28 protein-coding genes and 1 tRNA gene are annotated in these 26,542 nt (G+C 41.3%); 18 read left to right on the top strand and 11 right to left on the bottom strand.

The genetic code is table 11. The annotated features are described in order from the left end of the window. The first annotated feature begins 66 nt into the window (after window positions 1-66). Window positions 67-139 (top strand) — tRNA-Gly (locus WC743_RS20825). Between the two features lie 128 nt (window positions 140-267). Here WC743_RS20825 and nadB read toward each other — a convergent pair. Beyond that, the gene (gene nadB / locus WC743_RS20830; RefSeq protein WP_373015191.1) at window positions 268-1,860 is read right to left on the bottom strand and encodes an L-aspartate oxidase; all 1,593 of its coding nucleotides are present in this window, start codon (window positions 1,858-1,860) and stop codon (window positions 268-270) included. A gap of 407 nt (window positions 1,861-2,267) precedes the next feature. Between nadB and nadA the strand changes: the two genes are divergently transcribed. Continuing rightward, complete coding sequence (gene nadA / locus WC743_RS20835; protein ID WP_373015193.1) at window positions 2,268-3,260, top strand: quinolinate synthase NadA; 993 nt, start codon at window positions 2,268-2,270, stop codon at window positions 3,258-3,260. Between the two features lie 243 nt (window positions 3,261-3,503). On the opposite strand, the gene WC743_RS20840 is transcribed toward nadA, so the two are convergent. After that, window positions 3,504-4,949, bottom strand: coding sequence for a DNA/RNA non-specific endonuclease (locus tag WC743_RS20840; RefSeq protein ID WP_373015195.1), 1,446 nt, complete (start codon window positions 4,947-4,949; stop codon window positions 3,504-3,506). Between the two features lie 233 nt (window positions 4,950-5,182). Between WC743_RS20840 and thiL the strand changes: the two genes are divergently transcribed. Beyond that, on the top strand, window positions 5,183-6,229 hold the full coding sequence (thiL, locus tag WC743_RS20845; RefSeq protein ID WP_373015196.1) for a thiamine-phosphate kinase: 1,047 nt from the start codon (window positions 5,183-5,185) through the stop codon (window positions 6,227-6,229). A gap of 79 nt (window positions 6,230-6,308) precedes the next feature. Beyond that, entirely contained in the window at window positions 6,309-6,617 is a 309-nt protein-coding gene (locus tag WC743_RS20850) for a GIY-YIG nuclease family protein (RefSeq protein WP_373015198.1), read from the top strand. 101 nt (window positions 6,618-6,718) lie between these two features. Here WC743_RS20850 and rmuC read toward each other — a convergent pair whose 3' ends face one another. The 3 genes from rmuC to WC743_RS20865 all read right to left on the bottom strand — a co-directional run bounded on the left by rmuC (window position 6,719) and on the right by WC743_RS20865 (window position 8,650). Further along, entirely contained in the window at window positions 6,719-8,089 is a 1,371-nt protein-coding gene (gene rmuC / locus WC743_RS20855) for a DNA recombination protein RmuC (RefSeq protein WP_373015200.1), read from the bottom strand. Between the two features lie 64 nt (window positions 8,090-8,153). Continuing rightward, window positions 8,154-8,390 carry a hypothetical protein gene (locus WC743_RS20860; protein WP_373015202.1) on the bottom strand — a complete coding sequence of 79 codons (237 nt, stop codon included), beginning with the start codon at window positions 8,388-8,390 and terminating at the stop codon, window positions 8,154-8,156. A gap of 5 nt (window positions 8,391-8,395) precedes the next feature. Continuing rightward, window positions 8,396-8,650: a hypothetical protein gene (locus WC743_RS20865; RefSeq protein ID WP_373015204.1), complete on the bottom strand. Its 255-nt coding sequence runs from the start codon at window positions 8,648-8,650 to the stop codon at window positions 8,396-8,398. A gap of 77 nt (window positions 8,651-8,727) precedes the next feature. Here WC743_RS20865 and WC743_RS20870 point away from each other — a divergent pair, with 77 nt between their 5' ends. After that, window positions 8,728-9,108, top strand: a complete 381-nt coding sequence (locus tag WC743_RS20870; protein ID WP_373015206.1) for a hypothetical protein — start codon at window positions 8,728-8,730, stop codon at window positions 9,106-9,108. A gap of 9 nt (window positions 9,109-9,117) precedes the next feature. On the opposite strand, the gene WC743_RS20875 is transcribed toward WC743_RS20870, so the two are convergent. From WC743_RS20875 to WC743_RS20885, 3 genes are read right to left on the bottom strand one after another with little or no spacing between them, the layout of a single operon-like run. Beyond that, entirely contained in the window at window positions 9,118-9,597 is a 480-nt protein-coding gene (locus WC743_RS20875; protein WP_373015208.1) for a gliding motility lipoprotein GldH, read from the bottom strand. Window positions 9,598-9,600: 3 nt separating this feature from the next. Further along, window positions 9,601-11,028 (bottom strand): regulatory iron-sulfur-containing complex subunit RicT, encoded by a 1,428-nt coding sequence (gene ricT, locus WC743_RS20880; protein WP_373015210.1) that lies wholly within the window; start codon window positions 11,026-11,028, stop codon window positions 9,601-9,603. Window positions 11,029-11,030: 2 nt separating this feature from the next. After that, window positions 11,031-12,176, bottom strand: coding sequence for an ATP-binding protein (locus WC743_RS20885; RefSeq protein WP_373015211.1), 1,146 nt, complete (start codon window positions 12,174-12,176; stop codon window positions 11,031-11,033). A gap of 163 nt (window positions 12,177-12,339) precedes the next feature. Here WC743_RS20885 and ruvX point away from each other — a divergent pair, with 163 nt between their 5' ends. From ruvX to WC743_RS20925, 8 genes are all read left to right on the top strand, one after another. Then, window positions 12,340-12,750, top strand: coding sequence for a Holliday junction resolvase RuvX (gene ruvX / locus WC743_RS20890; RefSeq protein WP_373015213.1), 411 nt, complete (start codon window positions 12,340-12,342; stop codon window positions 12,748-12,750). A gap of 9 nt (window positions 12,751-12,759) precedes the next feature. Then, entirely contained in the window at window positions 12,760-13,572 is an 813-nt protein-coding gene (gene dinD, locus WC743_RS20895) for a DNA damage-inducible protein D (protein WP_373015215.1), read from the top strand. Window positions 13,573-13,614: 42 nt separating this feature from the next. Beyond that, window positions 13,615-14,253, top strand: coding sequence for an O-methyltransferase (locus WC743_RS20900; protein WP_373015217.1), 639 nt, complete (start codon window positions 13,615-13,617; stop codon window positions 14,251-14,253). A gap of 3 nt (window positions 14,254-14,256) precedes the next feature. After that, complete coding sequence (locus tag WC743_RS20905; RefSeq protein ID WP_373015219.1) at window positions 14,257-14,796, top strand: glycoside hydrolase family 73 protein; 540 nt, start codon at window positions 14,257-14,259, stop codon at window positions 14,794-14,796. Window positions 14,797-14,849: 53 nt separating this feature from the next. Then, window positions 14,850-15,680: a glucosaminidase domain-containing protein gene (locus WC743_RS20910; protein ID WP_373015221.1), complete on the top strand. Its 831-nt coding sequence runs from the start codon at window positions 14,850-14,852 to the stop codon at window positions 15,678-15,680. Window positions 15,681-15,743: 63 nt separating this feature from the next. Then, window positions 15,744-16,496: a hypothetical protein gene (locus WC743_RS20915; RefSeq protein WP_373015223.1), complete on the top strand. Its 753-nt coding sequence runs from the start codon at window positions 15,744-15,746 to the stop codon at window positions 16,494-16,496. Then, the gene (locus tag WC743_RS20920; RefSeq protein ID WP_373015225.1) at window positions 16,493-16,816 is read left to right on the top strand and encodes a hypothetical protein; all 324 of its coding nucleotides are present in this window, start codon (window positions 16,493-16,495) and stop codon (window positions 16,814-16,816) included. Before WC743_RS20915 ends, WC743_RS20920 begins: the two co-directional genes overlap by 4 nt. Window positions 16,817-16,878: 62 nt before the next feature. Next, complete coding sequence (locus tag WC743_RS20925) at window positions 16,879-17,895, top strand: DUF3078 domain-containing protein (protein WP_373015226.1); 1,017 nt, start codon at window positions 16,879-16,881, stop codon at window positions 17,893-17,895. 15 nt (window positions 17,896-17,910) lie between these two features. Here the strand turns inward: WC743_RS20925 and dtd are convergent, their stop codons facing one another. Both dtd and rsgA read right to left on the bottom strand, forming a co-directional pair. Next, window positions 17,911-18,369 carry a D-aminoacyl-tRNA deacylase gene (gene dtd / locus WC743_RS20930; protein ID WP_373015228.1) on the bottom strand — a complete coding sequence of 153 codons (459 nt, stop codon included), beginning with the start codon at window positions 18,367-18,369 and terminating at the stop codon, window positions 17,911-17,913. 106 nt (window positions 18,370-18,475) lie between these two features. Next, window positions 18,476-19,393 (bottom strand): ribosome small subunit-dependent GTPase A, encoded by a 918-nt coding sequence (gene rsgA, locus WC743_RS20935; RefSeq protein ID WP_373015230.1) that lies wholly within the window; start codon window positions 19,391-19,393, stop codon window positions 18,476-18,478. Window positions 19,394-19,719: 326 nt separating this feature from the next. Between rsgA and thrA the strand changes: the two genes are divergently transcribed. The 5 genes from thrA (at window position 19,720) to WC743_RS20960 (ending at window position 25,654) form a co-directional block, all read left to right on the top strand. Next, the gene (gene thrA, locus WC743_RS20940; RefSeq protein WP_373015232.1) at window positions 19,720-22,167 is read left to right on the top strand and encodes a bifunctional aspartate kinase/homoserine dehydrogenase I; all 2,448 of its coding nucleotides are present in this window, start codon (window positions 19,720-19,722) and stop codon (window positions 22,165-22,167) included. 44 nt (window positions 22,168-22,211) lie between these two features. After that, window positions 22,212-23,216, top strand: coding sequence for a homoserine kinase (locus tag WC743_RS20945; RefSeq protein WP_373015234.1), 1,005 nt, complete (start codon window positions 22,212-22,214; stop codon window positions 23,214-23,216). A gap of 110 nt (window positions 23,217-23,326) precedes the next feature. Next, window positions 23,327-24,637: a threonine synthase gene (gene thrC, locus WC743_RS20950; RefSeq protein ID WP_373015236.1), complete on the top strand. Its 1,311-nt coding sequence runs from the start codon at window positions 23,327-23,329 to the stop codon at window positions 24,635-24,637. Between the two features lie 10 nt (window positions 24,638-24,647). After that, entirely contained in the window at window positions 24,648-25,052 is a 405-nt protein-coding gene (locus tag WC743_RS20955; RefSeq protein ID WP_373015238.1) for a hypothetical protein, read from the top strand. Beyond that, window positions 25,049-25,654 carry an HAD family hydrolase gene (locus tag WC743_RS20960; protein WP_373015240.1) on the top strand — a complete coding sequence of 202 codons (606 nt, stop codon included), beginning with the start codon at window positions 25,049-25,051 and terminating at the stop codon, window positions 25,652-25,654. The genes WC743_RS20955 and WC743_RS20960 overlap by 4 nt, the downstream gene beginning before the upstream one ends. 85 nt (window positions 25,655-25,739) lie before the next feature. Here WC743_RS20960 and WC743_RS20965 read toward each other — a convergent pair. Then, the coding region (locus WC743_RS20965) for a TonB-dependent receptor (RefSeq protein WP_373015242.1) at window positions 25,740-26,542 on the bottom strand (803 nt) is incomplete at its 5' end.

A 26,542-nucleotide genomic window follows, 5' to 3' on the forward strand; every position in this document is an offset into this window, starting at 1 on the left:
AGTTATTTAGTGAATTATTGATTTAGTGATTGATTTACTTTTTACTATGTTTGAATATCATTTCAAGCGGAAATAGCTCAGCTGGTAGAGCATCAGTTTCCCAAACTGAAGGCCGCGGGTTCGAATCCCGTTTTCCGCTCAACTATTCCAAATGCGTCATTGCGAGGTACGAAGCAATCTCCCGATAGAGAAGTTGGCGACAAGCATGTAGAAGATTGCTTCGTACCTCGCAATGACGCGCAGGCTAATACACATATTAGGGTAATCCTAAAAAACCGTATCCTCCAAAACTTCCTGATGCTCCGGATAATCTGTAGTATAATGCAGCCCCCTGCTCTCGTGCCTTGCCATGGCAGATTTTACAACCAGGTATGATACCTGTATCAAATTCCGCAGTTCGCAAAGCTTAACAGAGAGTTTGGTTTGCTTATAAAATGATTCTGTTTCTTCATGTAACAAACCCAGCCTGCGCATTGCTCTTTCTAAACGAAAATCTGAACGGACGATACCCACATAGTCATTCATCAATTTTTGCATTTCGCGAATATTGTGCGTTACCAGGATATCCTCATTTGATAGTTTTACGCCATGCTCATCCCAATCTGGTATGTTAACAGGTATCTCCAGATCAGCAAACTGAACTATAGCATCTTTATATATCCGGTGAGCAAAAACTAATGCTTCTAATAACGAATTGGATGCCAGCCTGTTAGCACCATGTAAGCCAGTTGATGAACATTCTCCGCAAGCATACAATCGTTGTATAGACGACCTGCCGCTATGATCTACCAATACGCCACCACACATATAATGACAAGCAGGCGCAACCGGGATCATATCACGGGTCATATCAATCCCAATATCAAGGCACTTAGCATAAATATTAGGGAAATGTTCTAAAATATCTTTCTTTTTCCGGTGACGGATATCCAGGTAAACATAATCCTCTCCTGATTTTTTTATTTCAGAGTCGATAGCGCGGGCAACAATATCACGTGGGGCAAGTGATTTGCGTTCATCATACTCCTGCATAAACTCTTCACCATTTGTACGTCTCAATATGCCACCAAAACCACGTACCGCTTCTGATATCAGAAAGGATGGATACTCACCCGGGTTATATAATGCTGTTGGATGGAACTGTATAAACTCCATATTACGCACCTTACCTTTAGCACGGTACACCATTGCGACACCATCACCGGTAGCAATGGTAGGATTTGTAGTTACAGAGTATATATGCCCCGCACCACCTGATGCCATTACAGTAACCTTTGATAAGATCTTTTCAACCTGGTTGTTCTCTGTATTAAAAGCATAAATACCATAACAGTTAATATCAGTAGTCGCTTTACTTACAAACTCACCCAAATGGTGCTGGGTGATCAGGTCTACCGCAAAATAATGAGTTAGTATTTCAATATTGGGTTCGCGGTGTATCTCTTCCAGTAATGATCTTTCAATTTCAAGACCGGTAATATCCTTATAATGCAGTACCCTAAATTCCGAATGGCCTCCTTCTTTTGCAAGGTCGTAAATACCATCGTTTGTCTTATCAAAATTGGTTCCATAGTCAATTATCTCCCGGATCCGGTCGGGCCCTTCTTTAACAACGGCTTCTACAACTTCTTTATCACACAGGCCATCTCCGGCAATTAAGGTATCATTTATGTGTTTTTCAAACGAATCTTCCTTTTTATCAACAACCACAGCAACACCTCCCTGGGCATACTTAGTGTTACTTTCATCTTCGTTAGCTTTTGTAACTATCAGTACCTTACCATGCTTTGCAGCTTTTAGTGCAAAACTTAACCCGGCAATGCCTGATCCTACTACAAGAAAATCAACAGTTTTAGTCATGTTTAATATATGTATTGTGTAAAATTAGGTTCAATGTTAATAACAGGTATAAAACATGTTAACTTTGTGTAAGTAAATTTCTAATAAATAAACAGAATGTGAATAACTCTGAATTTCACGTTTTTTACTTTTACTTTTGAGCAATTTGTAAGACGATTTACCGACGAAATTAACATTTTATTAAGGAGTAAATTATTAACAAATAACTTTATTAATAAAATGTTGTTTGTCATACTAATCTTAAAATCAATAAACTAAAAACCAAAAAGGTGTTTATAAATGTTAATAAATTATTAAAAACAACTTTTTGGCTAAATAGTATCACAACTTTTAAACATAACTAACACCTTAATAACAATAGTTTTATTTATATATATAAAAAGAGTTATTATTAATTGATTTGTTGAATGGATATCTTTGAAGAAATAAAAGTGAAAGGTTTTGTTGACGAATACATTGATCCGTCGCTTGACCTTTTTGCGGAAATAGAAAAACTTAAAAAGGAAAAAAATGCTGTTATACTGGCGCACTATTACCAGGAAGGAGATATTCAGGACATTGCCGATTATATTGGCGATAGCCTTGGCCTATCTCAGCAGGCAGCTAAAACAGATGCGGATATTATTGTTTTTGCCGGTGTACATTTCATGGCCGAAACAGCTAAAATTTTATCGCCAAACAAGAAAGTTCTGCTACCGGATTTGAAGGCAGGATGCTCTTTAGCAGATAGTTGCCCGCCGCATTTATTTAAAAAGTTTAAGGAAAACTATCCCGATCACCTGGTTATCACTTATGTGAATTGTACGGCAGAATTAAAAGCTTTAAGCGATATAGTTTGTACATCAAGCAACGCGGTACAGATAGTGGAAAGCTTGCCAAAAGAGCAGAAGATAATTTTTGGACCGGATAGGAATTTAGGGGCCTGGGTAGCTAAAAAAACAGGCAGGGATTTGGTTTTATGGAACGGCGCCTGTATGGTGCATGAAATTTTCAGCAGGGAAAAAATTACCAAACTGAAGGAACGTTACCCTAATGCTAAAATACTGGCACACCCTGAATGTGAGGAAGTTATATTGCAGATGGCAGATTATATAGGATCTACCACGGGGATACTAAAATATGCTACAAACAGCCCTGATAAGGAATTTATTGTAGCTACCGAAGCCGGGATCATACACCAGATGCAGAAGGATAATCCTGATAAAACCTTTATACCTGCACCGCCAAATAATACCTGTGCCTGTAACGATTGCCCGCACATGAAACGCAATACACTGGAGAAATTATACCTGTGTTTAAAAAATGAAATGCCGGAAATTGAAGTCCCGGCACACATTATTGAAAGGGCAGTAAAACCTATTGAAAGAATGCTGGAGATCTCAGCAAGTTTGGGATTGTAGGAAAAATAAAAAAAAGCGTCATTGCGAGGTACGAAGCAATCTCCAGATAGAAAGGTAACGACAGTCCTGTCGGGGATTGCTTCGCTATCGCTCGCAAAGACGTATTTATTTGAGGTGTTTTCCACCCTGCGCGTCATTGCGAGGTACGAAGCAATCTCCGATAGAAAGGTAGACGACAGTCCTGTCGGGGATTGCTTCGCTATCGCTCGCAAAGACGTGTTTGTTTGTTCTTTGTAATGACCTTTACAAAGCGTCCTTTTTAGTCTCTATAGCATCCTGCACGGTTTGCGGCAAATTAGAGAATAAATTGTAGCCGGTTGCTTTTTCAATATCACGTACAGTTACACGGTAACCTTTCCAGTCTTCTGAAGTAGTATTTACGTTGGGTGTATTTACTGCAATAACTCTTGTACTGGCAGATACCCTTGAAATATCACCATCGCCTGTTGGCACAATTACAGCTACCTTCCAAACATTACTTGGTATATTTATTTTTAAGGTACCTGAAGTTATTGAATTGAAAGCCCCATTAACTCCAGAGCCACCTGTTCCGTAACTACCCATAATAATATAAACTTCATTACCGGCAACCACTTGTTCACGTAAATACCCTTCTAAATTATTCCATGTATGTTGGTTATTTTGAGGAGCTTGTGGTATCATATTGGTCATCAGGAAAGTTGATGAATTTGCATTTGCGGAGCTCGTTCTGTCTGCCGAAGGACAATTGTGCCCCCTGTCAAATCCATATGTGGCAAAATTATAGCTATTGCTTTGCACTGATGTAAAGCCCGCAGGTAAACCACTAAAGGCTGCAAAATTGTTTAATCGTGATGATACATTGGTTATGTTACTGGCATCTAAATGCCAGCTAACCCAGTTAGGGCCGGCCTTAGTACTGTTGTATGATTCTACATAATAACCCTGATCTATCAGATAATTATCCATCATCACTGCAGCGGGCTGTGCACTTGATGGATTACCCATTAAAAGGTTATTGTTATCACCGTTGGCTGGTGGGGCGTCGGTTCCAACTATTACACCTCTTGGTGTAGAGGCTGTACCTGTACTGGTAGTATCGGGTCCCTGCGTATCAGGCACACCAACAATAATACCTGCATCACCTATGCCTTTAAAAGTGATATCATCAATATTAGTACGGGTGGTAGCTGTAGGTAAGCCTATTTTTTTGATCTGGAAACGTACTTTTTTTGTAGTGGTAACCTTAAATGAATCGGTAACAAGGGTAGTATTGGTTTCACTTATATCATTACCTAATTGTGTAAAAGTTTTGCCGCTATCTACCGACATCAATAACTGCCATGTTTGGTTAGCATCATTACCATATTTACCGTGTTTTATGCTGATCTGCTGTACGCCGGCAATGTCAAATTTCATGGTTATATTACCAGTTTTTAAACGTACCGATTTTGTTCCATTTTTTAAATCGGCAGCTAAATTGCCTATTAATGCATCATCAAAACTCCATATGCCGGTATTAAGCTGAACATCACCAATTGCATAACCATTTTTAGAACCTGTTTCAAAACCTTCAACAATAGTATAGGGCTTTGGTGCTTCGGCGGGTGGTGCAGGGTCAACTGTAATTCCGTTTCTAAAATCTTTTGTACAACCTGCTATAAAAAGAAGGGATAAGCTAAAATAGATAAGTAATTTTCTGTTTTTCATATAAATATATTAAGCAAAGCAAAAGTACTATCCTATAATTAACCATATGTTAATTATTTATATGTATGATAAATATTACATACTGTGGAAACGATAAACGGATAAAACAATTACGATAACATTATTGAAGTAAGCTTTCGTATTTTTGCGTTTATTATTGATTTCATATATTATAATGATTACACAACTGAGAGATAGGATTATCTCGCCTGGTGTAATTAAAAAAGACAATTATGTTTGAGAACGAAGAAAAAACCAATATTGAGAAACTGGGTGAGTTTGGCTTAATAAACCATCTTACAAAAAATATAAAGCTTACACAAAAAAGTAGCGTTAAGGGTGTTGGTGATGATGCCGCGGTATTAGATTTTGCAGGAAAGAAAACCCTCGTATCTACCGATATGCTGCTGGAAGGGATCCATTTTGATTTGGCTTACACTCCCTTAAAACATTTGGGATATAAAGCGGTACAGGTTAACCTGAGTGATATTTATGCCATGAACGGTACAGCCACGCAGGTTACGGTATCAATTGGTATGTCGAGCAAGTTCCCGTTAGAGGCCATTGAAGAATTGTATGAGGGTATTTACCTGGCCTGTGATAAATATGGTGTTGATTTAATTGGTGGTGATACCAGCGCGTCAAAACAAGGCCTGGTTATCAGCGTAACTGTTTTGGGTTATGCTGATGAAAAGGATATTGTTTACCGTAACACTGCCGAAGAAGGAGATTTGATATGTGTATCGGGAGATTTGGGTGGTGCTTATACCGGTTTGCAATTACTGGAACGTGAGAAGCTGGTTTATCTTGAAAACCCCAACATTCAGCCCGATCTGGAAGGGAAAGATTACATTGTAGAACGCCAGTTAAAACCCGAGGCACGTAAAGATATTGTTGATCTGTTGCAGGATATGCAGGTTAAACCAACTGCTATGATCGATGTATCTGACGGATTAGCATCAGAACTTTTACATATCTGCAAGCAAAGTAACAAAGGCTGTAAGTTATACGAGGAAAAAATCCCTATTGACCCAATGACCTATGAAACTGCCCGTGAATTTAACCTTGACCCTACCGTTTGCGCCTTAAGCGGCGGTGAAGATTACGAACTATTGTTCACTGTTAAACAAGCAGATTACGATAAGATAAAATTCAAGCTCGACTTTACAATCATCGGCTACATAACCGAACCTAACGAAGGCTGTAACCTAGTAACCAAATCGGGCAATATGCACGAGTTAAAAGCCCAGGGTTGGAATGCCTTCGGCAGTTTGCAGTAGGCAGTTTTAAGTTTGCAGTTGTATTTTCAAACCTCACGCGTCATTGCGAGGTACGAAGCAATCTCCCGATAGATAAGTTATGAATATGGTTTTTCAGAAAGGTGGAAGCGTGTATATAATGGCGAACAAGTATAACAATGTCCTATACACCGGGGTCTCATCAGAATTAACCATCCGTATTTGGCAACATAAAAATAACATTCACCCGAATAGTTTTACAGCAAAATATAAATGTGATAAGTTGGTTTATTATCTAAATTTTCCATTCATAGAAGAAGCTATTGCGGAGGAAAAAAGAATTAAAGGCTGTATTAAAGAATATAAAAGACAATTAATAAATTCAATTAATCCAAATTGGATAGATCTTTATGAAAGTTTAATAGGATAGTTTGGTCTATCGGAAGATTGCTTCGTACCTCGCAATGACGCGTGGGTTATACATTGAGTAATCCCACTCTTCCCCAATGTCACTATGCATTAAGCAACTGTTTACTCCTCCCCAATATACTTCACATCTATTTGCTTATTAGCCTTAGCTCCTAACTTCTTAATTTTTTCTGCGGTGATAGTTAAATTGCCACGGCCATCGGTAAGTTTATTAATGGCTTTATCATAACTATCCTGGCTTTGTTTGATGTTTTTGCCAATACCTTCCATATCGCCAACAAAACCAACAAATTTATCATACATTTCGCCGCTTAGGCGGGCAATTTCCAGCACGTTCCGGTTTTGGCGTTCCTGTTTCCAGATGCTGGCAATAGTACGCAGGGTGGCCAGCAAAGTACTCGGACTAACAATTACTACCCGCTTATCCCAGGCATCGCTAAACAGGTCGGCATCCAACTGTACGGCAAAGCTAAAGGACGACTCTATCGGCACAAAAAGCAAAACAAAATCGGGCGAGTTTACCTGGTAAAGGTCATGGTAATTTTTGGATGACAAGCCCTGCACGTGACTCCGGATAGATTCCACATGGCCTTTTGAAAATAACCGGCGTTCGTCTTCTGTCTCACAGTTCACCAGTCGCTCGTATGCCACCAGGGAGACCTTGGAATCAATTATTAAATGCTTTTCATCGGGCAGGTCAATAATAACATCGGGTTGCAGGCGGCCCCCGTCAACGCCATTCAGGCTGGCTTGTATCCTGTATTCCCGGTCACGTACAAGGCCGGATCGTTCTAAAACTTTTTCCAGTATCACCTCACCCCAGTTACCTTGCTTTTTATTGTCGCCTTTTAAGGCTTTTGTTAAGTTCGATGCCTCTGTACTGATCAGTTTATTCAAATCCATCAGTTGGGTAATAACCCCTTTAAGGGTATTGCGCTCCGCGGCTTCCATATTGTAAACCTTATCTACTTTTTCCTCAAAAGCTTTTATATTTTCTTTGAGCGGATTAAGGATAGTATCAATACTCAGCTTATTTACATCAGTAAATTCCTTTGATTTTTCTTTGAGCAGTTTTTCGGCAACATTTTCAAATTCACGCTGAAAGTGGAGGCGGGTTTGCTCTATCTCTGTTTTTTGCTCGGTAAGTTTTTCCTGTTGTGCTTTAAAATAAGACCGGGACGATTCTAAGGACTGGTTTGCCTGGGCCAGTTGCGTCCGCTCATATAAAAGTTCATCCAATAAACGGGATTGTTCGTCCTTAAGTAGTTTGGTGATGTTTTCTTTTTCGCTGAGCAGGTTGCCGGCTTTTTCTTCGGCTTTGGCCAAAGAAATTTTAAGCGAGTCGTTTTCGGTTTTTAATAGCGTGAATTCATCCGCAGAAATACCTGAAACAGCGGGGCGTTTTAAAAATATAAATACGGCAGTGATCAGCACAAAAACACTGGCGATAATTAATATAATAGCAGCATCCATTTGATAAAAAAATTAGCAAAACGAATGTAGCAAATTAAAAATAACTAAAAAAATTAAGTGATATTTAGGGATTTTTCTTCAACGTATCTTTTGGTGCGTTTGTAGTACCAGATCCGTTTCCACTCGTATCTTTTCCTCCGGTTTCGGTAGGCGTAGGTGACATTGCGGCACTATCGGCAGGTCCCTCATTCCCCACATGCGTTTGGCCGGAATCTGCCTGGTTGCTTTCCGTTTTGTTGCCCTTGCAGGATGCAAACGAAATGGCCAAAACTGAAAATAAATAGATGATTAACTTTTTCATGATAACTATTTAGGATTGGTTTTTAAAGTATCTGATGTTGGGTTGGTTGTTCCTTTGCCATTACTACTGGTATCGGTTCCGCTGGTGCCGGTCTGCATCGGGGCACTTGATGCTGCCGCACTTGTGGTATCTGCTGCACCAGAACTACCAACATTTGTTTTCCCGGAATCTGCCTGATCGCCCCCTGTTTTATTAGTGCCTTTACAGGCTGATACAGATAAAGCTATAACAGCGCACAGATACAAAAAAGCCCTTTTCATAAGTTAATTTTTTGTTGGTATACTTAAACTACAATCAGCATATTTACATGTTTAAATTATTTTGAAATAAACCAATTATGAAGTACCTATCTATTTGTTTAACTCTTTTTATTTGCCTTTCAATAGCTTCATGTTCTAAAAAAGGAGATGCGGCGCCAACGTCACATACTATCAAATTTACGGCAACGGGTACTGCATCTTTTACCGCGGTAGTATCTGTAATAAAAGTTACAGCAAGCACATTAACAACACTTGATACTAAAACGGTGGCTACAGGTACAACCTATGATTACAGTACTGTATTAAACAGCGGGGATGCGGTACATTTTGAGATACAGACTATGGGAGAAAATACGGTATCATACACTATAACCGATAATGGCACAGTGGCCGCGCAACAAACCAATAAGGAATTGGGGTCGTTCACTAAAACAACAGCTGACTATACAATTAATTAAGGGGGGATTTTATTGCGCTTTCTCTACCCGTAAACCAACATCACTAACCTCATGCAGTGGGTTATCGCGCATGTTTTGCTCAATTTCAAAGTGGTAAACACCTTTAGCCGGGAATTTATATTGTGTGCGTAATGGTACCTGGTAACTGTATAAATTGCCGCTTCCGCTACCCAGCCAGCCCCCATCTTTATTGGCCAGCTTGTATTCATAGCGAGTGGTAGCCATTTTTTTGCCGGGCGATGTTTGACGAAACAGCACAAAAATATTAGAGTATTTATAGCTGCCGGTTACCCTTAAATTAAAGTAAAGGTTATAGGGAACCGTTTCATCGGTGATATTAACATTATACTTAATACGGTTTATATAAGCCCAGTTATGGTTAGGCAGCTCTGTATTCTGATCTATCACCGCGTTAGGGTCCGTACAACCTTGTGCCGAAAAAAGCACAAGGGCGATCAATCCGCAAAAAAGAACTTTTAATGCTTGCATTATTTATTCCGGTTTTGCGGGGTTGTCGTTACTACGGTTTGGGTTATTAGGCCGTGGGCGGTTATTATTGCGCCTGTTGTTATTCGGGCGGTTGCCGCCACCTTCTGGCCTCGGCCCGGCTTGTGCGCCATCAGGGCGTGGCCCCTGCTGTTGCTGCTGCCTGTTGCCGCCACCCTGCTTTGGTTCTCCACCTTCTGGTCTGTTGCCTTGCGGGCGGTTATTGCGGTCGGGCCTTGGGCCTTGCTGCGGGCCATCTATTTTATTACCGGCTTGTTGCTCACCGGCTCCGCTCCGGCTGCGATTTTTATTCTTGTTTTTGTTTTTATTTTGACTGTTGCGGCGCTCATCCAAACGGGTTAAGCTATCCTGGCCTACAACATTCTCATAATCTAACACTTTTACCGGTTTGGTTTCCATTTCAACAACTTCACCTAAATCTGCAGGAATAATTCCCTCACGGTTCATTTGTTGAATTTCTTTAACCTTGGTTATGGTCATAGGCACCCATGATTCTTCGCGGGGGTAGCTAAACCACATGATCTTTTTAAAGATATCCGTTTTTTGCAGGCGCGCGTCACCTTTTTCGGTTTTCAGCACATTTACATTATCCGGTATATGCTTTAAGGCATCCATGTAGGTATCCAGCTCGTAGTTAAGGCAGCATTTTAATTTACCGCACTGTCCTGCAAGCTTCAGCGTATTTAAAGAAAGGTTTTGATAACGCGCGGCCGATGTTGATACCGTTTTAAAATCGGTTAACCAGGTGCTGCAGCACAATTCGCGGCCGCAAGAACCAATACCGCCTAAACGGCTTGCTTCCTGGCGCATCCCTATCTGGCGCATTTCTATACGGATGCGGAAAGATTCCGCCATTTTTTTGATCAGTTCCCTGAAATCTACACGGCCTTCGGCCGTATAATAAAAGGTTGCTTTGGTTTTATCACCCTGGTAATCTACGTCGCTTATCTTCATTGATAAATTCAGTTCCAGGGCCAGCGTGCGCGATTTATGCATGGTTTCCCATTCCATATCTTTTGCAAGCTTCCACTTGTCTACATCAGCAGGTGTGGCACGGCGATAGATCTTTTTAACAACATCCGCCTCTTTTACATGGCGCTTGGTCATTTGCATCCGCACCAGTTCGCCGGTGATGGATACATGGCCAATATCATAGCCGCCTGTAGTAGTTTCTACAGCAACCAGGTCACCCGCTTCCAGGTAAATGTTATCGTTATTATGATAAAACTCTTTTCTCGAACCCTTAAACTTAACTTCAACTATTGAAAAGGGCTTATAGTTAGTTGGCATATCCATGTGGGACAGCCAATCGTGTACATCTAATTTGCTGCAACCATTAGTAAGGCATGAGCCATTACTTTTGCAGCCTGCAGGCGAGCAACCGCCACCTGTTGAGCAACTTCCGCATCCCATAATTAATTCGGTATATAATGATTCCCCGGAGGGACGATTTTCAAATTTAGTACTTTTATAATCTGCAAAGATACGTCTAAAAACAAGATTTTAGCGTTTGCATTCCGTTCTATATGATAATGGGCCTTTTCAAGCTCGTTGATAATGGTTTGAGCCTGCGGGAGATTCATCACCGCCGACATTTTTTTGGCCGTTTCCAGTTCCTGTTCAGGGAGCTTAACTATCTTTTCGGCCCCCGAACGTAACAGGCAGCACTCGCGGATAAAACTAATGCCGTAGCGTAAAAAATTCTTTTGATTTTCGCGGCCCATCTTGGCCATCTGGTCAACAAAGGCAAGTACCTCTAAGCCCTTGTTAGAGAAACACAAACGCAGCCATTGTACAAACAGGGTATGGTAGCTTTTGGTATCTTGCTGCAGCATACCCAGCGCTTCGGTCATGTTACCATTGCTGAGGTAGGCTATTTCTGATGCGGCCGTCTCGGTTTGGTTATGATTGTTAATGAGGTGTTCTTTTATATCCTCATAATTTAAACAGGGCACTTTTATTAGTTGCGTTCGAGACAAAATGGTGTTCAGGATCTGATCCTGGTTTTGTGCCACCAACAAAAACAGGGTGTTAGGCTGAGGCTCCTCTATCATTTTCAACAACGCGTTGCCTTCCTTATCCAGATACTCGGGCAGCCAAAGGATCAATATTTTATAGGCTGATTCAAACGGTTTAAAGCTGAGCTTTTTAATGATCTGATGGCACTCGGCAATATTAATGTTGGCTTGTTTGTTTTCTGCTTCCAGATAGCTGCGCCAGATATCCAGGCTTAAATATGGATTGGCAGTAAAGGCATCGCGCCATTGTTCAATAAAAGTAAGCGCCGTATCATCCTTATGTTTAGCAAAAAAGGGGTACGAAAAATGCAGATCGGGATGCATGAATTTTTGGTATTTACGGCATGATGAACACACGCCGCATGAATCATCGGGTTGCTTATCTTCACAAGATAAATATTGTGCGTATGCAACCGCCAATGCCAAACTTCCGCTCCCCTCCGGACCCAAAAACAACTGAGCGTGACTAACCCTGTTCTCGTTTACCGAGTTAATGAGCCGTTGCTTTGTTGCCTCCTGTCCTATGATTTCCTTAAACCGCATTGGTGCAAGATAAAAATTAGATATGAGATTTTAGATAGGAGATATGAGACAGAGCATGGTTTTTATTGATTGGTGTTGACGGGCAATGCTTAAACTATTGATTTAATAACCGTTATCTTTGAGCCATGATCTCACATCTAAAATCTCATATCTCACATCTATCATGAGAATCATGGCTTTTGATTACGGCACCAAGCGCATTGGTATTGCCGTTACCGACCCGATGCAGATAATAGCCACAGGGCTGGATACCATACACCCTTTAAAAATTATCGATTACCTTAAAAAATATATGCAAACGGAACAGGTGGAGCGCTTTATAGTTGGCGAGCCTAAGCAGATGGATAATACCCCATCCCAATCGGCCATGCATGTAAAAGGGTTTGCGAACCTGCTTAAAAAGACTTTTCCCGAAATCCCCGTTGAAATGTTTGACGAACGTTTTACCTCCAAAATGGCATCGGCAACAATAGCCCAAAGCGGAATGGGAAAAAAAGCCCGGCAAAATAAGGAGCTGGTGGATACGATATCGGCAGTAATACTGTTGCAAAGTTGGATGAGTAAAAGTTATTAAATTTACTGTATGGAAAATAAGAATGTATTTGAAGGGATTAAAAAACTAAACAATATAGGCCAGGAATATTGGAGCGGAAGGGAATTGTTTAAAATACTACAATACATTAAATGGGATAAGTTCCTTAACGTAATAGAAAAAGCAAAAGAGGCGTGTAAAAACTCAGGACAGGAGCCGGACGATCATTTTCCCCGGGTGGAGAAAACGATAGATATGCCTAAGGGCGCTAAAAGAGATATCGGAGATTTGCACCTTTCAAGATATGCCTGTTATTTAATTATTCAGAATGCAGACCCCTCTAAAGAAGTTGTGGCACAAGGGCAAACCTATTTTGCTGTGCAAACACGTAAGCAAGAAATACTGGAACAAGGATTTGAGCAGTTAAAAAGTGAAGAAGAAAAGCGCTTATATCTGCGAAGAGAAATGGCCGAGCACAATAAGCACCTGGCAGATGCCGCAAGAGATGCTGGCGTAATAAAGCCCTTTGAGTACGCAATATTTCAAAATCACGGATATATGGGATTGTATGATGGATTAGGTGCCAAAGAACTACATGCAAAAAAGGATTTAAAGAAAGGCCAAAACATTTTAGACCATATGGGAAGTACTGAATTAGCGGCAAACCTTTTCAGGGCTACCCAAACCGAAGAAAAATTAAAAAGAGATAAAATAAAAGGAAAAAATAATGCGAATAAAACCCATTATGATGTTGGTAAGAAAGTTAGGCAAACGATAAAAGAATTAGGCGGCACAATGCCCGAAGATTTGCCGGCTGAAGGCAGCATTAAAAAACTTGATTTGGGTAATAAATTAGGAGAATAGCTCAAGAAACCCCATTTATTTCAAATTTCTTATCTTTGCCTCATGGAAATTCTCCCCCATGACTTGCAGGAATACTTAGATAATCACCTTGATCCGGAGCCGGAAGGACTGCAAAAGATAAACAGGGATACCTATTTAAAAATGCTTAAACCCAATATGCTCTCCGGCCATTACCAGGGGCGGGTGCTAAGCATGTTAAGCAAAATGTTACAGCCAAAGCTTATTTTGGAGATAGGTACTTTTACCGGATATTCTGCCATTTGCCTTAGTGAGGGATTGATGGAAGGGGGTATTTTACATACCATTGAAGTTAACCGCGAATTAGAGGAAATGCTTAATTCACATTATAAGCTCACAAATGTGGAAAAAAAAGTTCAGCAGCATTTTGGCCCCGCAGAGGCTGTACTGGCTGATTTAGAGCTTAATAACATAGATTTGGTTTTTATTGATGCGGATAAACGAAATAATTTAACTTATTTTGAGTTAGTACTTGATAAAGTAAGGCCCGGAGGGTTAATAATAATTGATAATGTTTTGTGGAAAGGAAAGGTTTATGGCGATGAAAAAGACGCCGATACCGAAAGCTTTCGCAAACTAAATGAACACATAGCTGTTAACACACAGGTTGAAAAACTAATTCTGCCTGTTCGTGATGGACTAATGATCATCAGAAAAAAGTAAATTATGAAGAAACTCTTAACTACTGTACTGTTAGTATCTGCACTTATCGCAACCACCACAGCCGTATCGGCACAAAGCGCTTCACAATCATATATAGAGAAGTTCAAAGATAATGCCATTCGCATTATGCATGAAACCGGAGTACCCGCAAGCATCATTTTAGGTGTGGCTATGCATGAAAGCGGCAGCGGTAAAAGCGCAATAGCCCAAAACCTTAACAACCAGTTTGGAGTAAAAGGCGGAGGTACTGTAGTTTATTATAAACACAACAAAAAAGTAAAATCGTCATACAAACGTTATGACTCGGTTTTAGATTCATTTAATGATTTTGCGCGTATCATGACAGAGCGTAAGCAATTTAGCCACCTGGCCGAAAAGTTTACCCAGTATGATTATAAGGGCTGGGCAAAAGGCATACAACGTGGCGGTTACGCAAGCAGCCGCAAATGGGCCTCACAAGTTTTGGGCATCATCAACAAATATGACCTTGATGAGTTGGATAAAACTCCCGAACAAAAAGAAGAGTTAGTACAAGCCAATTAATATTTACATTTTTAACCTTAAGTTTGGCTCATCAATTCGCTTTAAGGTAATATATGCGTAAAATATTTCTATTATTAATTGCAGCCACTATTTTTACATCCTGCTCGGCGCATAAAAGTTCAATTGGCAGTAAAAAAGCGCGCAACAATAACAAAGTCATCCAAAAAAAGAATAAAGCAGCAATAGCAGCTTATAAATCTTTTACCTCCCTTGAATATATCGAACGCTTTAAAGCCATTGCAATACAGGAAATGAACCAGTATGGCATCCCGGCGAGTATTACACTTGCGCAGGGGTTATTTGAATCGGGCAGTGGCAACAGCGAACTGGCAAAAGTGGCCAATAATCATTTCGGAATTAAGTGCGGCAGTACCTGGGCCGGCGAAAGCTATTACAAAGATGACGATAATGTTAATGACTGTTTTAGGGTATATAACAACCCTGAAGAATCATTTCGTGACCATTCAGAATTTTTGAAGAAGAAAAATTATGCCCGTCTTTTTGAACTGGATAAAAACGATTATAAAGGCTGGGCCTATGGTTTAAAAGCCGCGGGCTATGCTACAAACCCTAAGTATCCGCAGTTGCTGCTTAACATAATTGACAAATACAGCCTTGACCAGTATGACCGCCCTGAAGGTGAAGAGCAAAAAATTAAACGAGAAGACCGTGTGCTTGCCGAAATAAACAATAATATTGGCGTCCCACAGCCAGATAGTATCAGCAAGGTAAGTCCCGATAATAAAATTTACACGGTTAAACAAGGCGATACACTATACAATATTTCTAAACGTTTTGGTATTGAAGTTGACGAGCTAAAGGCGTTAAACAACATGACAGATAACGGATTGAAGATTGGCCAAAAGCTTGTTATAGCTAAATAAACGTGTTAAATATTGTTAAAGAGTAGTGTAACTCCTCCTGATAGCGTAATTTTAAACCCTATAATGAAATTATGGCTTCCCATTCTTTTATGCTTTACTACTATAACCGCCTTTGCACAGGATAAAGAGGTTAGCGGGATTGTTTTTGATAAAGAAAGCAAGGGGCGTATAGCAAAGGTGAGCGTTCGAAACGTTACTAACGGTAAATCTGTTTACAATACTTTTAAGGGCGAGTTTAAAATAAGCGCCGGTATGGGCGATGTACTCATTTTTACCAAGCCGGATCATTATGCCGATACGGTAATCATTAAAAACTTCTCTCCGCTTGCTGTATACATGCGGCCATCTGCCATACAACTGCAACAGGTAACCATACGGGATACCATGTTGAACCCACAGAAAAGACTGCTGCAAACCAAAAGCGACTATAATAGAATTTACGGATCCATAAGCACTAACGATTTCCTGGTTGCTTCGCCGGGAGTGGGTGCCGGGCTGGGTATTGATGCGCTATATAATGCCTTTAGCCGCAGCGGCCGCAATGCGGCGCATTTACGGGACGTGATAGACCTCGATTATAAACAAAACGTTATTGATTATCGCTTTAACAAAACATTTGTAGCATCTGTTACCAAGCTTATAGACCCGCAGTTAACTGATTTTATGCTGAAGTACCGGCCTGGGTATTACCAGGTTACTACTTTTAACGAGTATGAATTTATTTACAGCATAAGGGCAAATCTTAAACGCTACCTGCGTAACCCCAGATCGTTTGATTTGCCTGCACTACCCATTATGCCACCACCTGCTAAATGAAATATCCGGTAATAGTTGTACCCTTTTTAAGGGTTAGCGGCATGGCTCTTTTCCCGTTTATATTGGTACTCAACAAAGCATCTGTTAACGACCAGGCCCTCATCAATCACGAAAAAATACATTTACGGCAGCAGGCCGAATTGCTTATTATTCCATTTTACATATTGTACTTATTAAATTATCTTATAAATTTGGCAGCGTACCGTAAACACGGGCAAGCCTACCTGAATATAGTTTTTGAACGAGAGGCCTATTACAATGAGGCCGACAACACGTACTTAACTAACAGAAAATGGTTTAGCTGGTACCGGTATTTGTAGTTTTGTTATTACATTTTTAATTAATGTAATAGAATAACAGTTTTTTGCTTTTTATTTGCCGTATGTTAAAAACAGGTTTGGGATTGTTTTTTTTGCTGCTTCTCTCTTTTTCGCTCACTGTAGAGGCGCAAGATACTGATACCCTAAAAAAAGATTCAATTAAAATTGATACTAATCAGCTTAACAAATACCGCCTGTATCCCAAAAAGAATTCTATCCCGGTAAAAGCGCGCGAATTAAAAATACAGCAGGAATTGATACCGGTAACCCTAATGGACTACAAGGTTAACTACTGGCATAAAAACATAACATTCGCATTAAATTTTAACCAGGCAGCTTTTAGTAATAACTATAGCGCCGGTGGTGTAACCTCCGTGGCGCTGGGCTCAAACTTTATTTATCATATAGAGTATAATAAAGCGCCGTTCAGTTATGTATCAGAATTAAACCTGCTTTACGGGAAATCAAAAAACAAGGGTCAGGGATCTCGCAAAACCAACGACCGGATGTTTTTTGATAACAAAATAGCATCGCAAATATCAAAACACTGGTTCTTTTTTGGATCGTTAAGTTTTGAATCGCAATTTGATAAGGGCTATCAGTACGATGCTAACAACGTGCTTCCGCCTGTACTTATCTCCAACCTGATGTCGCCGGGCTACCTGACTGAATCGGTCGGTTTTGAGTACAAGCCCACAACATATTTCGATTTGCGATTAGGTACAGGTACGGCAAGGCAAACATTTGTTTTAGATACCACTATTTATCATAACAACCCCGGAAACTATGGTGTAACCCCCGGCAAAACCATCCGTACAGATATCGCATTCCAAATGGTTGCTATATTTGATAAGGACATTGCCAAGAATATGCATTTTAACGCACGTTATGATATGTTTGTTCCATATGGCGAATCGCTTGCGTACGTACGCCACCGGATAGATGCCATCCTGGCTGCCAAAGTAAACCGCCTTATTAACGTATCATTAAACGGCACAATGCTGTTTGATAAAAACACATCAAACAGTATACAGGGAACAGAAGGCTTATCGCTGGGGATATTGTACAAGTTCCCGTAAAGGCTGGGCTTGTGTTTAGTGGTTATCCTTGTCTTTTGTATCCATTATAATGGTTACAGGCCCGTCATTCAATAAGCTTATCTTCATATCCGCTCCAAATATTCCTGCTGCTATTTTTTTTCCGGAGAGGGTTTCTAAAACAGCAATCATTTTTTCATAAAGGGGGATAGCCTTATCCGGCTTAGCCGCACGGATAAATGATGGGCGGTTGCCTTTCTTTGTTTGCGCAAAAAGTGTGAATTGAGAAATAAGGAGAATATTGCCGTCAACGTCTGTCAGGGCTTTATTCATCAGGCCATTTTCATCGCCAAATACACGTAATCCAACTATTTTTTGTGCCAGCCATTGCAGGTCTTCATCAGTATCAGCATCTTCAATACCTAACAGCACTAAAAACCCAATGCCAATTTGCCCGGTGATGTTGCCATCTACCTTACATGCTGCCTCGCTAACCCTTTGTATAACAGCTCGCATATTAAATAGATTCATGAGTCAAGATACAAGAATCAAGACTGCTGTTTAAACTTGTTTTAATAATATTTTTTTCTTGTCTCTTGATTCTTATTTTCTTGCCTATCCCTTAAGCCCTTGTATCGTTTCCGTTATATATGCTCAGGTAACTGTCATACCGCGATAGTGCTATTTCGCCTTCTTCTATGGCTTCCAGTATGGCGCATCCCGGCTCATTAATATGGCGGCAGTTGTTAAAACGGCATTGGTTGAGCCGTTCACGCATCTCAGGGAAAAAGTGGCTCAATTCCTGTTTTTCAATATCAATTACCCCTAATTCGCGAATGCCGGGTGTATCAATAATGTAGCCGCCTTGCGGCAGTTCAAACATTTCGGCAAAGGTTGTGGTGTGCATCCCTTTGTCGCTCCAGTCAGATATCATATTGGTGCGCAAATCAAGGTCTGGCAATAGCTGGTTTATTAAGCTTGACTTACCTACGCCCGAATGGCCCGAGAACAGCGTTACTTTATCTTTTAGCAGGTTTTGCACCAGATCAATATTAGTACCTTCCATTGCAGAAACAGAATAGCAGGGGTAGCCTATCTTTTCGTAAACAGATTGATAATCAGCCAATATCTCCAATCCCTCATCGCTAAACAGGTCAAGTTTATTAAATATCAGGCAGGCGGGAATACTATAAGCTTCGGCAGTAACCAAAAAACGGTCAATAAAACCCAATGAAGTTCTTGGCGAAGCAAGTGTTACTACCAGCAAAGCCAGGTCAAGGTTAGCCGCGATGATCTGCGCCTGTTTTGACAGGTTGATGGATTTACGGATAATGTAGTTTTTGCGCTGGATGAGGTTAGTCACCACGCCGGTGCCTTGTTCTGGTTCCATTTCAAAATCTACCACATCGCCTACCGCCAGCGGATTGGTCGTAGTTATTCCCTTTGTACGGAATTTTCCTTTTATCCGGCAATCTATGGTTTGGTCGCCAGATCTTATCTGATACCAGCTTCCTGTTGATTTAGTAACGAGCCCCTGCATACGGCTGCAATTTAGGAAAGATAAAAGGCAATGGAAAAATAAAACGTATTGGTATTTGTTATTTCAAATAAAATCTACTTACTTTACAGACATAATATATATGATAATTAACAACACCATTATTACAACAATTATTACCACCGGGATAAAACACGGAGGAAGATAATCGTATGGTGTAAAACATAACAATAAACCAAATGAAAGCCTTCCTCCTAAAAGAGGAAGGCTTTTTTATTTAGCCTCACCCCCGCCCTCTCCAAAGAAGAGGGTGATGGATTTAGGTGAGGCTAAACGAAACGACTATTTTGAATTGATACTAAAATAAAATGAAGATCTTAAAATTCGGCGGTACTTCTGTAGGCTCGGTAAACAACATCCAAACCTTACTTAACATTTTAAAGGGCGAATACAAGCAGGGCAACCGCCCCATTGTGGTATTGAGTGCCATGAGCGGTGTAACCAACCTGCTGATATCTATGGCAGAAGATGCAGCAGCCGGAAGTGATTTTACAGCCCAGTTAGCCGAGTTGGAGAAACGCCATTTTGATGTAGTTAAAACCTTGCTGGATATCCAGAACCAAAACCCGGCCTATACCCGTTTAAAGATCCACTTTAACCAGCTGGAAGAATTATTACAGGGTGTGTTAAGCTTGCGTGAGCTAACACCAAAAACACGCGACCAGATAGTAAGTTATGGTGAGCGCTGCTCAACATTAATGATCAGCAAGATAGCGGCACAGCATTTTAAGGAGTCGTTTTTTGTTGATGCATCTGAACTGATTAAAACAGACAGCGCTTTTGGCCAGGCAAAAGTGAATATAGACCTAACCGAATTACTGATCCAGGGCTTTTACGAGGAAAATAGCGATAAACTGTTATTTGTTACCGGCTTTATTGCCGGGAATGATGCCGGGCAGATCACAACACTTGGTCGCGGAGGTAGCGATTACACCGCCGCTATATTTGGATCCGCATTAAATGCCAGCGAAATAGAGATCTGGACAGATGTTAACGGGATGATGACAGCCGACCCGCGGATGGTTAAAAAAGCATTCCCGCTGGAAGAGCTTTCTTATACCGAAGCAATGGAGCTTTCCTACTTTGGCGCCAAGGTAATTTATCCGCCAACAATGATCCCGGCGTTTTTAAAGAAGATCCCAATTGTTATCAAAAATACTTTTGAACCATCGTTTGCAGGTACCGTTATCCGCCATGATTGTAAAGCTTCAAATTTGCCAATCAAGGGGATCTCGTCTATCAATAACATCAGCATACTGAATCTGGAAGGCAGCGGCATGGTAGGTAAATCGGGTTTTAGCGGCCGGTTGTTTTCTTTGCTTGCCCGTGAGCAGATCAATATTATCCTGATCACTCAGTCGTCATCAGAACATAGTATCACCTTTGCCGTTCAGCCTGCTGAAGTGGAGAAGGCTAAATTATTAATTGAGCAGGAGTTTGAACTGGAGCTGCTTGCCAATAAGCTGGAGCCATTGGTTGTAGAAAAAGACCAGGCTATTTTGGCTGTAGTAGGCGAAAATATGAAACAAACGCCTGGGATGAGTGGCAAACTGTTTCACGCCCTGGGCCGTAATGGTGTTAACGTAAGGGCAATTGCGCAAGGTTCGTCCGAGTATAATATTTCGGTGATAATATCAGCAACAGACCTGTCTAAAGCGCTGAACGCGGTGCATGATGCGTTCTTTATAGAACTAACTAAAACCCTGCATGCTTTCTGTTTGGGTACGGGCAACATTGGCAGAACCTTGTTTAACCAATTAAATGCGCATCGCGATTTCCTGCAAAAGAACAACGGGATACAGGTTAAAATAGCCGGGATAAGCAATACCCGCAAAATGGTATTTAATGCCGATGGCTTACCTTTAGATAGCTGGGAAGATGAATTGCAGCAATCAATGCACACGGCAGATTTGCAGGAATTTATCACCAAAATGAAAGAAATGAACCTGCCGAATTGTGTGTTCATTGACAATACCGCAAGTCCTAAACCTATAACATTTTACGAAGAGGTTTTTAAATCAAACATATCTGTAGTGACCTGTAATAAGATAGGGAATTCTGCTTCATACAGCCAGTACAAAACCTTTAGGGATACTGCACGTAAGCACGGGGTTGATTTCTTTTATGAAACAAATGTTGGCGCCGGTTTGCCCATTATCCGTACGTTAAAAGATCTGATGAGCAGCGGCGACAGGGTGCAACGCATAGAAGCTATTTTATCGGGGACGATCTCGTTCATTTTTAATCACTTTAAGGGCGATGCCAACTTTCATGATGTGGTAAAAGAAGCACAGGAAAAAGGCTATACAGAGCCAGATCCCCGTGACGATTTGAGTGGGAAAGATTTTATGCGCAAGATGTTGATACTGGCCCGCGATGCCGGTTACGAAATGGAAGAAGCCGATGTGCAGATAGAAAACATATTACCACAAGCCTGCCTTGATGCCCAAACGGTTGATGATTTCTACGCCGCGCTTAAAAGTGAGGATGCATTTTTTGCTAACATAAAAGACCAGGCCGGGGCAGATAAAAAAGTTTTACGTTACATAGGTAAGCTGGAAGATGGAAAAGCGTCTATTACCCTGCAAATGGTTGATGAGAATCACCCGTTCTATATGCTATCGGGCAGTGATAATATTATATCATTTACTACTGATAGGTACAAAGAGCGCCCGCTGGTAGTAAAAGGCCCGGGTGCAGGAGCCGAGGTAACGGCAGCTGGTGTATTTGCTGACCTGATAAATGTGGGTGCGTAACCCCCCTAACCCCCTGAAGAGGGAACGATAGTTTTATAAATAACATGGAAAATATAAAAGAAATATTAAAACCAAGCCCTTCAAAAACTCCCCCTTCAGGGGGCAGGGGGGTAGTAGGCGAGTCAGTTTCAGTTTTTGCACCAGCCACTGTCGCTAATGTGGTTTGCGGCTTTGATGTGCTTGGTTTTGCGGTGAACGAACCGGGCGATGAAGTAATCATGCGTATAACCGAGAAACCGGGGATCACCATTAGTAAAATTACCGGCGACGATGGCCGCCTGCCACTTAACCCGGCTAAAAATACGGTGAGTGTAAGTGTGCAGCACTATCTGCAAAGTATTGATCGGACAGATATTGGCCTGGATATAGAGCTGCACAAAAAAATGCCGATAGGCAGCGGGCTGGGTTCCAGTTCGGCGAGTACTGTTGCCGGCTTGTTTGCTATAAAAACTTTATTGGGCGATGATACAGATCCTTCTACCCTTTTACCTTTCGCAATGAAGGGCGAAGAGATGGCTTGCGGGCATGGCCATGCAGATAACGTTGCCCCGGCATTACTGGGCGGGTTTGTGCTCATCCGTAGTTATGACCCATTGGATGTTGTTAGATTACCCCACCCACCGGGCTTATGGTGCGCCATTGTTTTCCCTGATGTTGATGTACCTACCCGCGAGGCCAGGCAGATCATCCGCAACAAAATATTAATGAAGGATGCCGTTACGCAATGGGGTAACATAGCCGGATTGGTAAGCGGCCTTTTTATGCAGGACATTGACCTGATAGGCCGCAGCATGAAAGATATTTTGGTTGAGCCGGTACGTTCAATGCTCATCCCCGATTTTTATGTGATGCGCGAAATGGCAATGGAGATGGGTGCGGTAAGTTTTGGTATCTCCGGCTCGGGCCCATCTGTATTTGCATTTACCCGCAATGAAGAAACCGCCAGGCGCATTACCAATAAATTGCAGCAGCATTTAACCAGCATAAAAATTGGCTCAAATGTGTATGTATCCACAATAAATGATGCAGGGCCAAGAGTAATAGGGTAAAAAGTCAATCTTCTGAATCAGAATTTACAGGATTTTTGAATTTTCAGAATCTTGTTTCTGTTCAGATGTATTCTGTTAATTCTTAAATTAAGTTAATTCTGATTCAGACAATGAAATTCTACAGTACCAATAATACAGACTTAAGAGTTGGCTTTAAAGAAGCCGTGTTTAATAGCATGCCGCAGGATAAGGGCTTATATATGCCGGTGAGCATTCCGCAATTGGATGATAAATTCATCAATAACCTGGACCGGTACACTTTGCCCGAAATTGCTTTTCATGTGGCTCAAAATTTATTAGGCGATGATATACCGGCTGATGATCTGAAAGCGATTATTTATGATGCCATAAACTTTTATGCCCCGGTTGTAAAGCTGGAGCAAAACGTATATGTGCTGGAGCTTTTTCACGGGCCATCGCTGGCATTTAAAGATTTTGGCGCCAGGTTTATGAGCCGGGTGATGAGCTACTTTTTAGAAGAAGGTGAAAAACAGCTGGATGTATTGGTAGCCACATCCGGCGATACCGGCGGTGCTGTGGCGCTGGGCTTTTTAGGGGTGCCAAATACAAGGGTTACTATTTTATATCCCAAGGGGAAAGTAAGCCAGATACAGGAACTACAACTGACAACCAACGGACAAAACATCCGTGCACTGGAAATTGACGGCACGTTTGATGATTGCCAGGCATTGGTTAAACAAGCCTTTACAGATCATGAACTTAATGAGCAATTTCGGTTAACATCTGCCAACTCCATTAATATAGCGCGGCTAATTCCGCAAACATTCTATTACTTTAATGCTTACGCCCAGCTTTTAAAAGAAGGCATAAGCAAAGTTGTTTTCGCGGTTCCCAGTGGCAACTTTGGTAATATAGGTGCCGGGCTGTTAGCCTGGAAGATGGGGTTGCCGGTAGAGCAGTTTATTGCGGCTACTAATGTTAATGATACCGTGCCCGAGTTTTTAAAGACGGGGATCTATCAGCCTAAGCCTTCTGTAGCCACCCTGTCTAACGCTATGGACGTAGGCAACCCAAGCAACTGGGTAAGAATTGCCAACATGTTTAAAGATGACGCAGAGGCGCTAAAAAGCTTAATAACAGGCTGTCGTTATGATGATGAAGAAACCCTTGCTGCCATTGATGTTGTTTTTAAACAATATGACTATGTAGTTTGCCCGCACACCGCTATTGCATGGAAGGCATTGAAAACGTATCAGCAGGAACATTTGGCAGCAGATACCGCCGGAGTGTTTTTATCTACAGCGCATCCATGCAAGTTTCCGGATGTATTTACTCAGGAGATAGCCGATAAAATTGAGATCCCTGCGCAAGTTGCAGAATTAGAGAAAAAAGAGCGGCAAGCAGTAAGTTTAGGGAAAGATTTTGAAGGATTTAAAGGATATTTGCTGAATAATGCATAGCAATATCAATATGTTCAGGAATAAGAAGATGCGGTTGGTTTGTGCAATGGCCTTAGTCGCCCTTTCGCTAACCGGCTGTAGCAAAAAAAAATTTGACAGGCGTGAGTGGAATGATGGCGACGGACTTAGCTGGCCTAACCGCTCGGCAATGCTGGATGACCTGCTTGCCAATCATAAGCTTAAAGGGTTAAAATATAAGGAAGTGATAAACCTGTTGCGTTACCCCCAATGGAACAGTTATACCGATAAGAGTTTTGAATACGAGATAAACCGTAAAATGGACCGTTTAGATACCCTATATGCTAAAAGCCTGGTATTGTACCTGAACCAGGATTCGGTAGTTACCGATGTTAAAGTAATTGAAAAAGATAACTCAGAAAAGATAGCGTTAAAGCGTAAAAAAGAAAAGAAGTGATCAATACCATAATATTTGACCTTGGGGCAGTATTAATTGACTGGAACCCCGATTACATGTACCGTACTATTTTTGATGATGAGCAGGAAATGAGAGATTTCCTGGCTACTGTAACAACGCCGGATTGGAATGAAGAGCAAGATGCCGGCCGTACTTTACAAGAGGGCACAGAATGGTTAGTTCAGCAGCACCCGCAGCACGAAGCCAATATCCGCGCGTTTTATGGCCGTTGGATAGAAATGCTTGGCGATGCTTTTGAAGGCACTGTTGAGATATTTAAGGAGCTTAAGGAAAGCAATAAGTATAAGATCTACGCCCTAACCAACTGGTCTGCAGAAACCTTCCCGATGGCGCAGCAAAAATTTGATTTTTTGAATTGGTTTGACGGCGTTGTAGTATCAGGCGCCGAAAAAATGCGCAAACCCACACCCGAATTTTACCAGATCCTGCTTAACAGGTACAATGTAAAAGCAGAAGAATCATTGTTTATTGATGATAACTACCGGAACATACTAGCTGCCGAAAAATTAGGGATAAACAGCATCCACTTTACCTCGCCTGAGCAACTGAAAGAGGAATTGGTGAAGCTTGAAGTTTTGTAAAACCAATCATAAACCTAAATAAAAAGAAAGTCCCGCTATTGCTAACGGGACTTTTCTTTTTTGACTAACTAATTAACTGGTTTTATTATTTATTGGTTCCGAAGGGTAAATATACCCCAAAGGTTATGTTACGGCCGGGGTTGTAGACACCATAGGTTGGGTCTTCCTGACTGTAGCGGCCGGGTCTTAAGCGGCTTAAAGCATCGTAATATTTTTTGTTGGCTAAGTTTGAGCCCGATACATAAAGTTTTAGCGGCTGCGCTCCTATCCTGAACGTTGCGCCAACGCCTGCATTTACCAAAGTATAGCCATCTGTTGGCGTTTCAAAGGTAGCATCAATGCGGCTTTGTTTAAAGTAGTTATCAATACCTGCTGATAAATAGAAATCCTTTAGTCCTTTTATTTTAGGCTCAAAACGCAGGGTGTTGTGTAAAACTCCGGCCGGGATTAAAGGCAATGGCCTGTCGAAAGAAGTGTTTTGCGCCCGGGTGTAACTGAAAGTATTCTCAAAATGGATAGACGAAATTGGGTGCAGGGTTAAATTGCCTTCAAACCCGTATAGGTTGGCATTTACCTGCCCGTAACGGTAAGCATCGAAACTTCTTGGCAAGCCGGTTGCTTCATCTACAACGGTTACCTGTTCATTATTGGTGTTTGATGCATAAATGTAGTTGTGTATATAATTCTCATAGATACCTAAGCTACCGGTAACAAAACCAGAGCCATATTCTAATGTTGCATCAGCCTGATAGCTTCTTTCAGGGGTTAGGTTTGCGTTACCAATCTCATAACGGCTTGTTCCTTCATGTACACCGTTTGAACCTAATTCGGCCGGGTTTGGCGCACGGAATGCCGAACCTGCATTTGCTTTAAAGCTTAATTCATCAT

The organism is Mucilaginibacter sp. (assembly GCF_041660805.1).
Lineage (GTDB): Bacteria > Bacteroidota > Bacteroidia > Sphingobacteriales > Sphingobacteriaceae > Mucilaginibacter.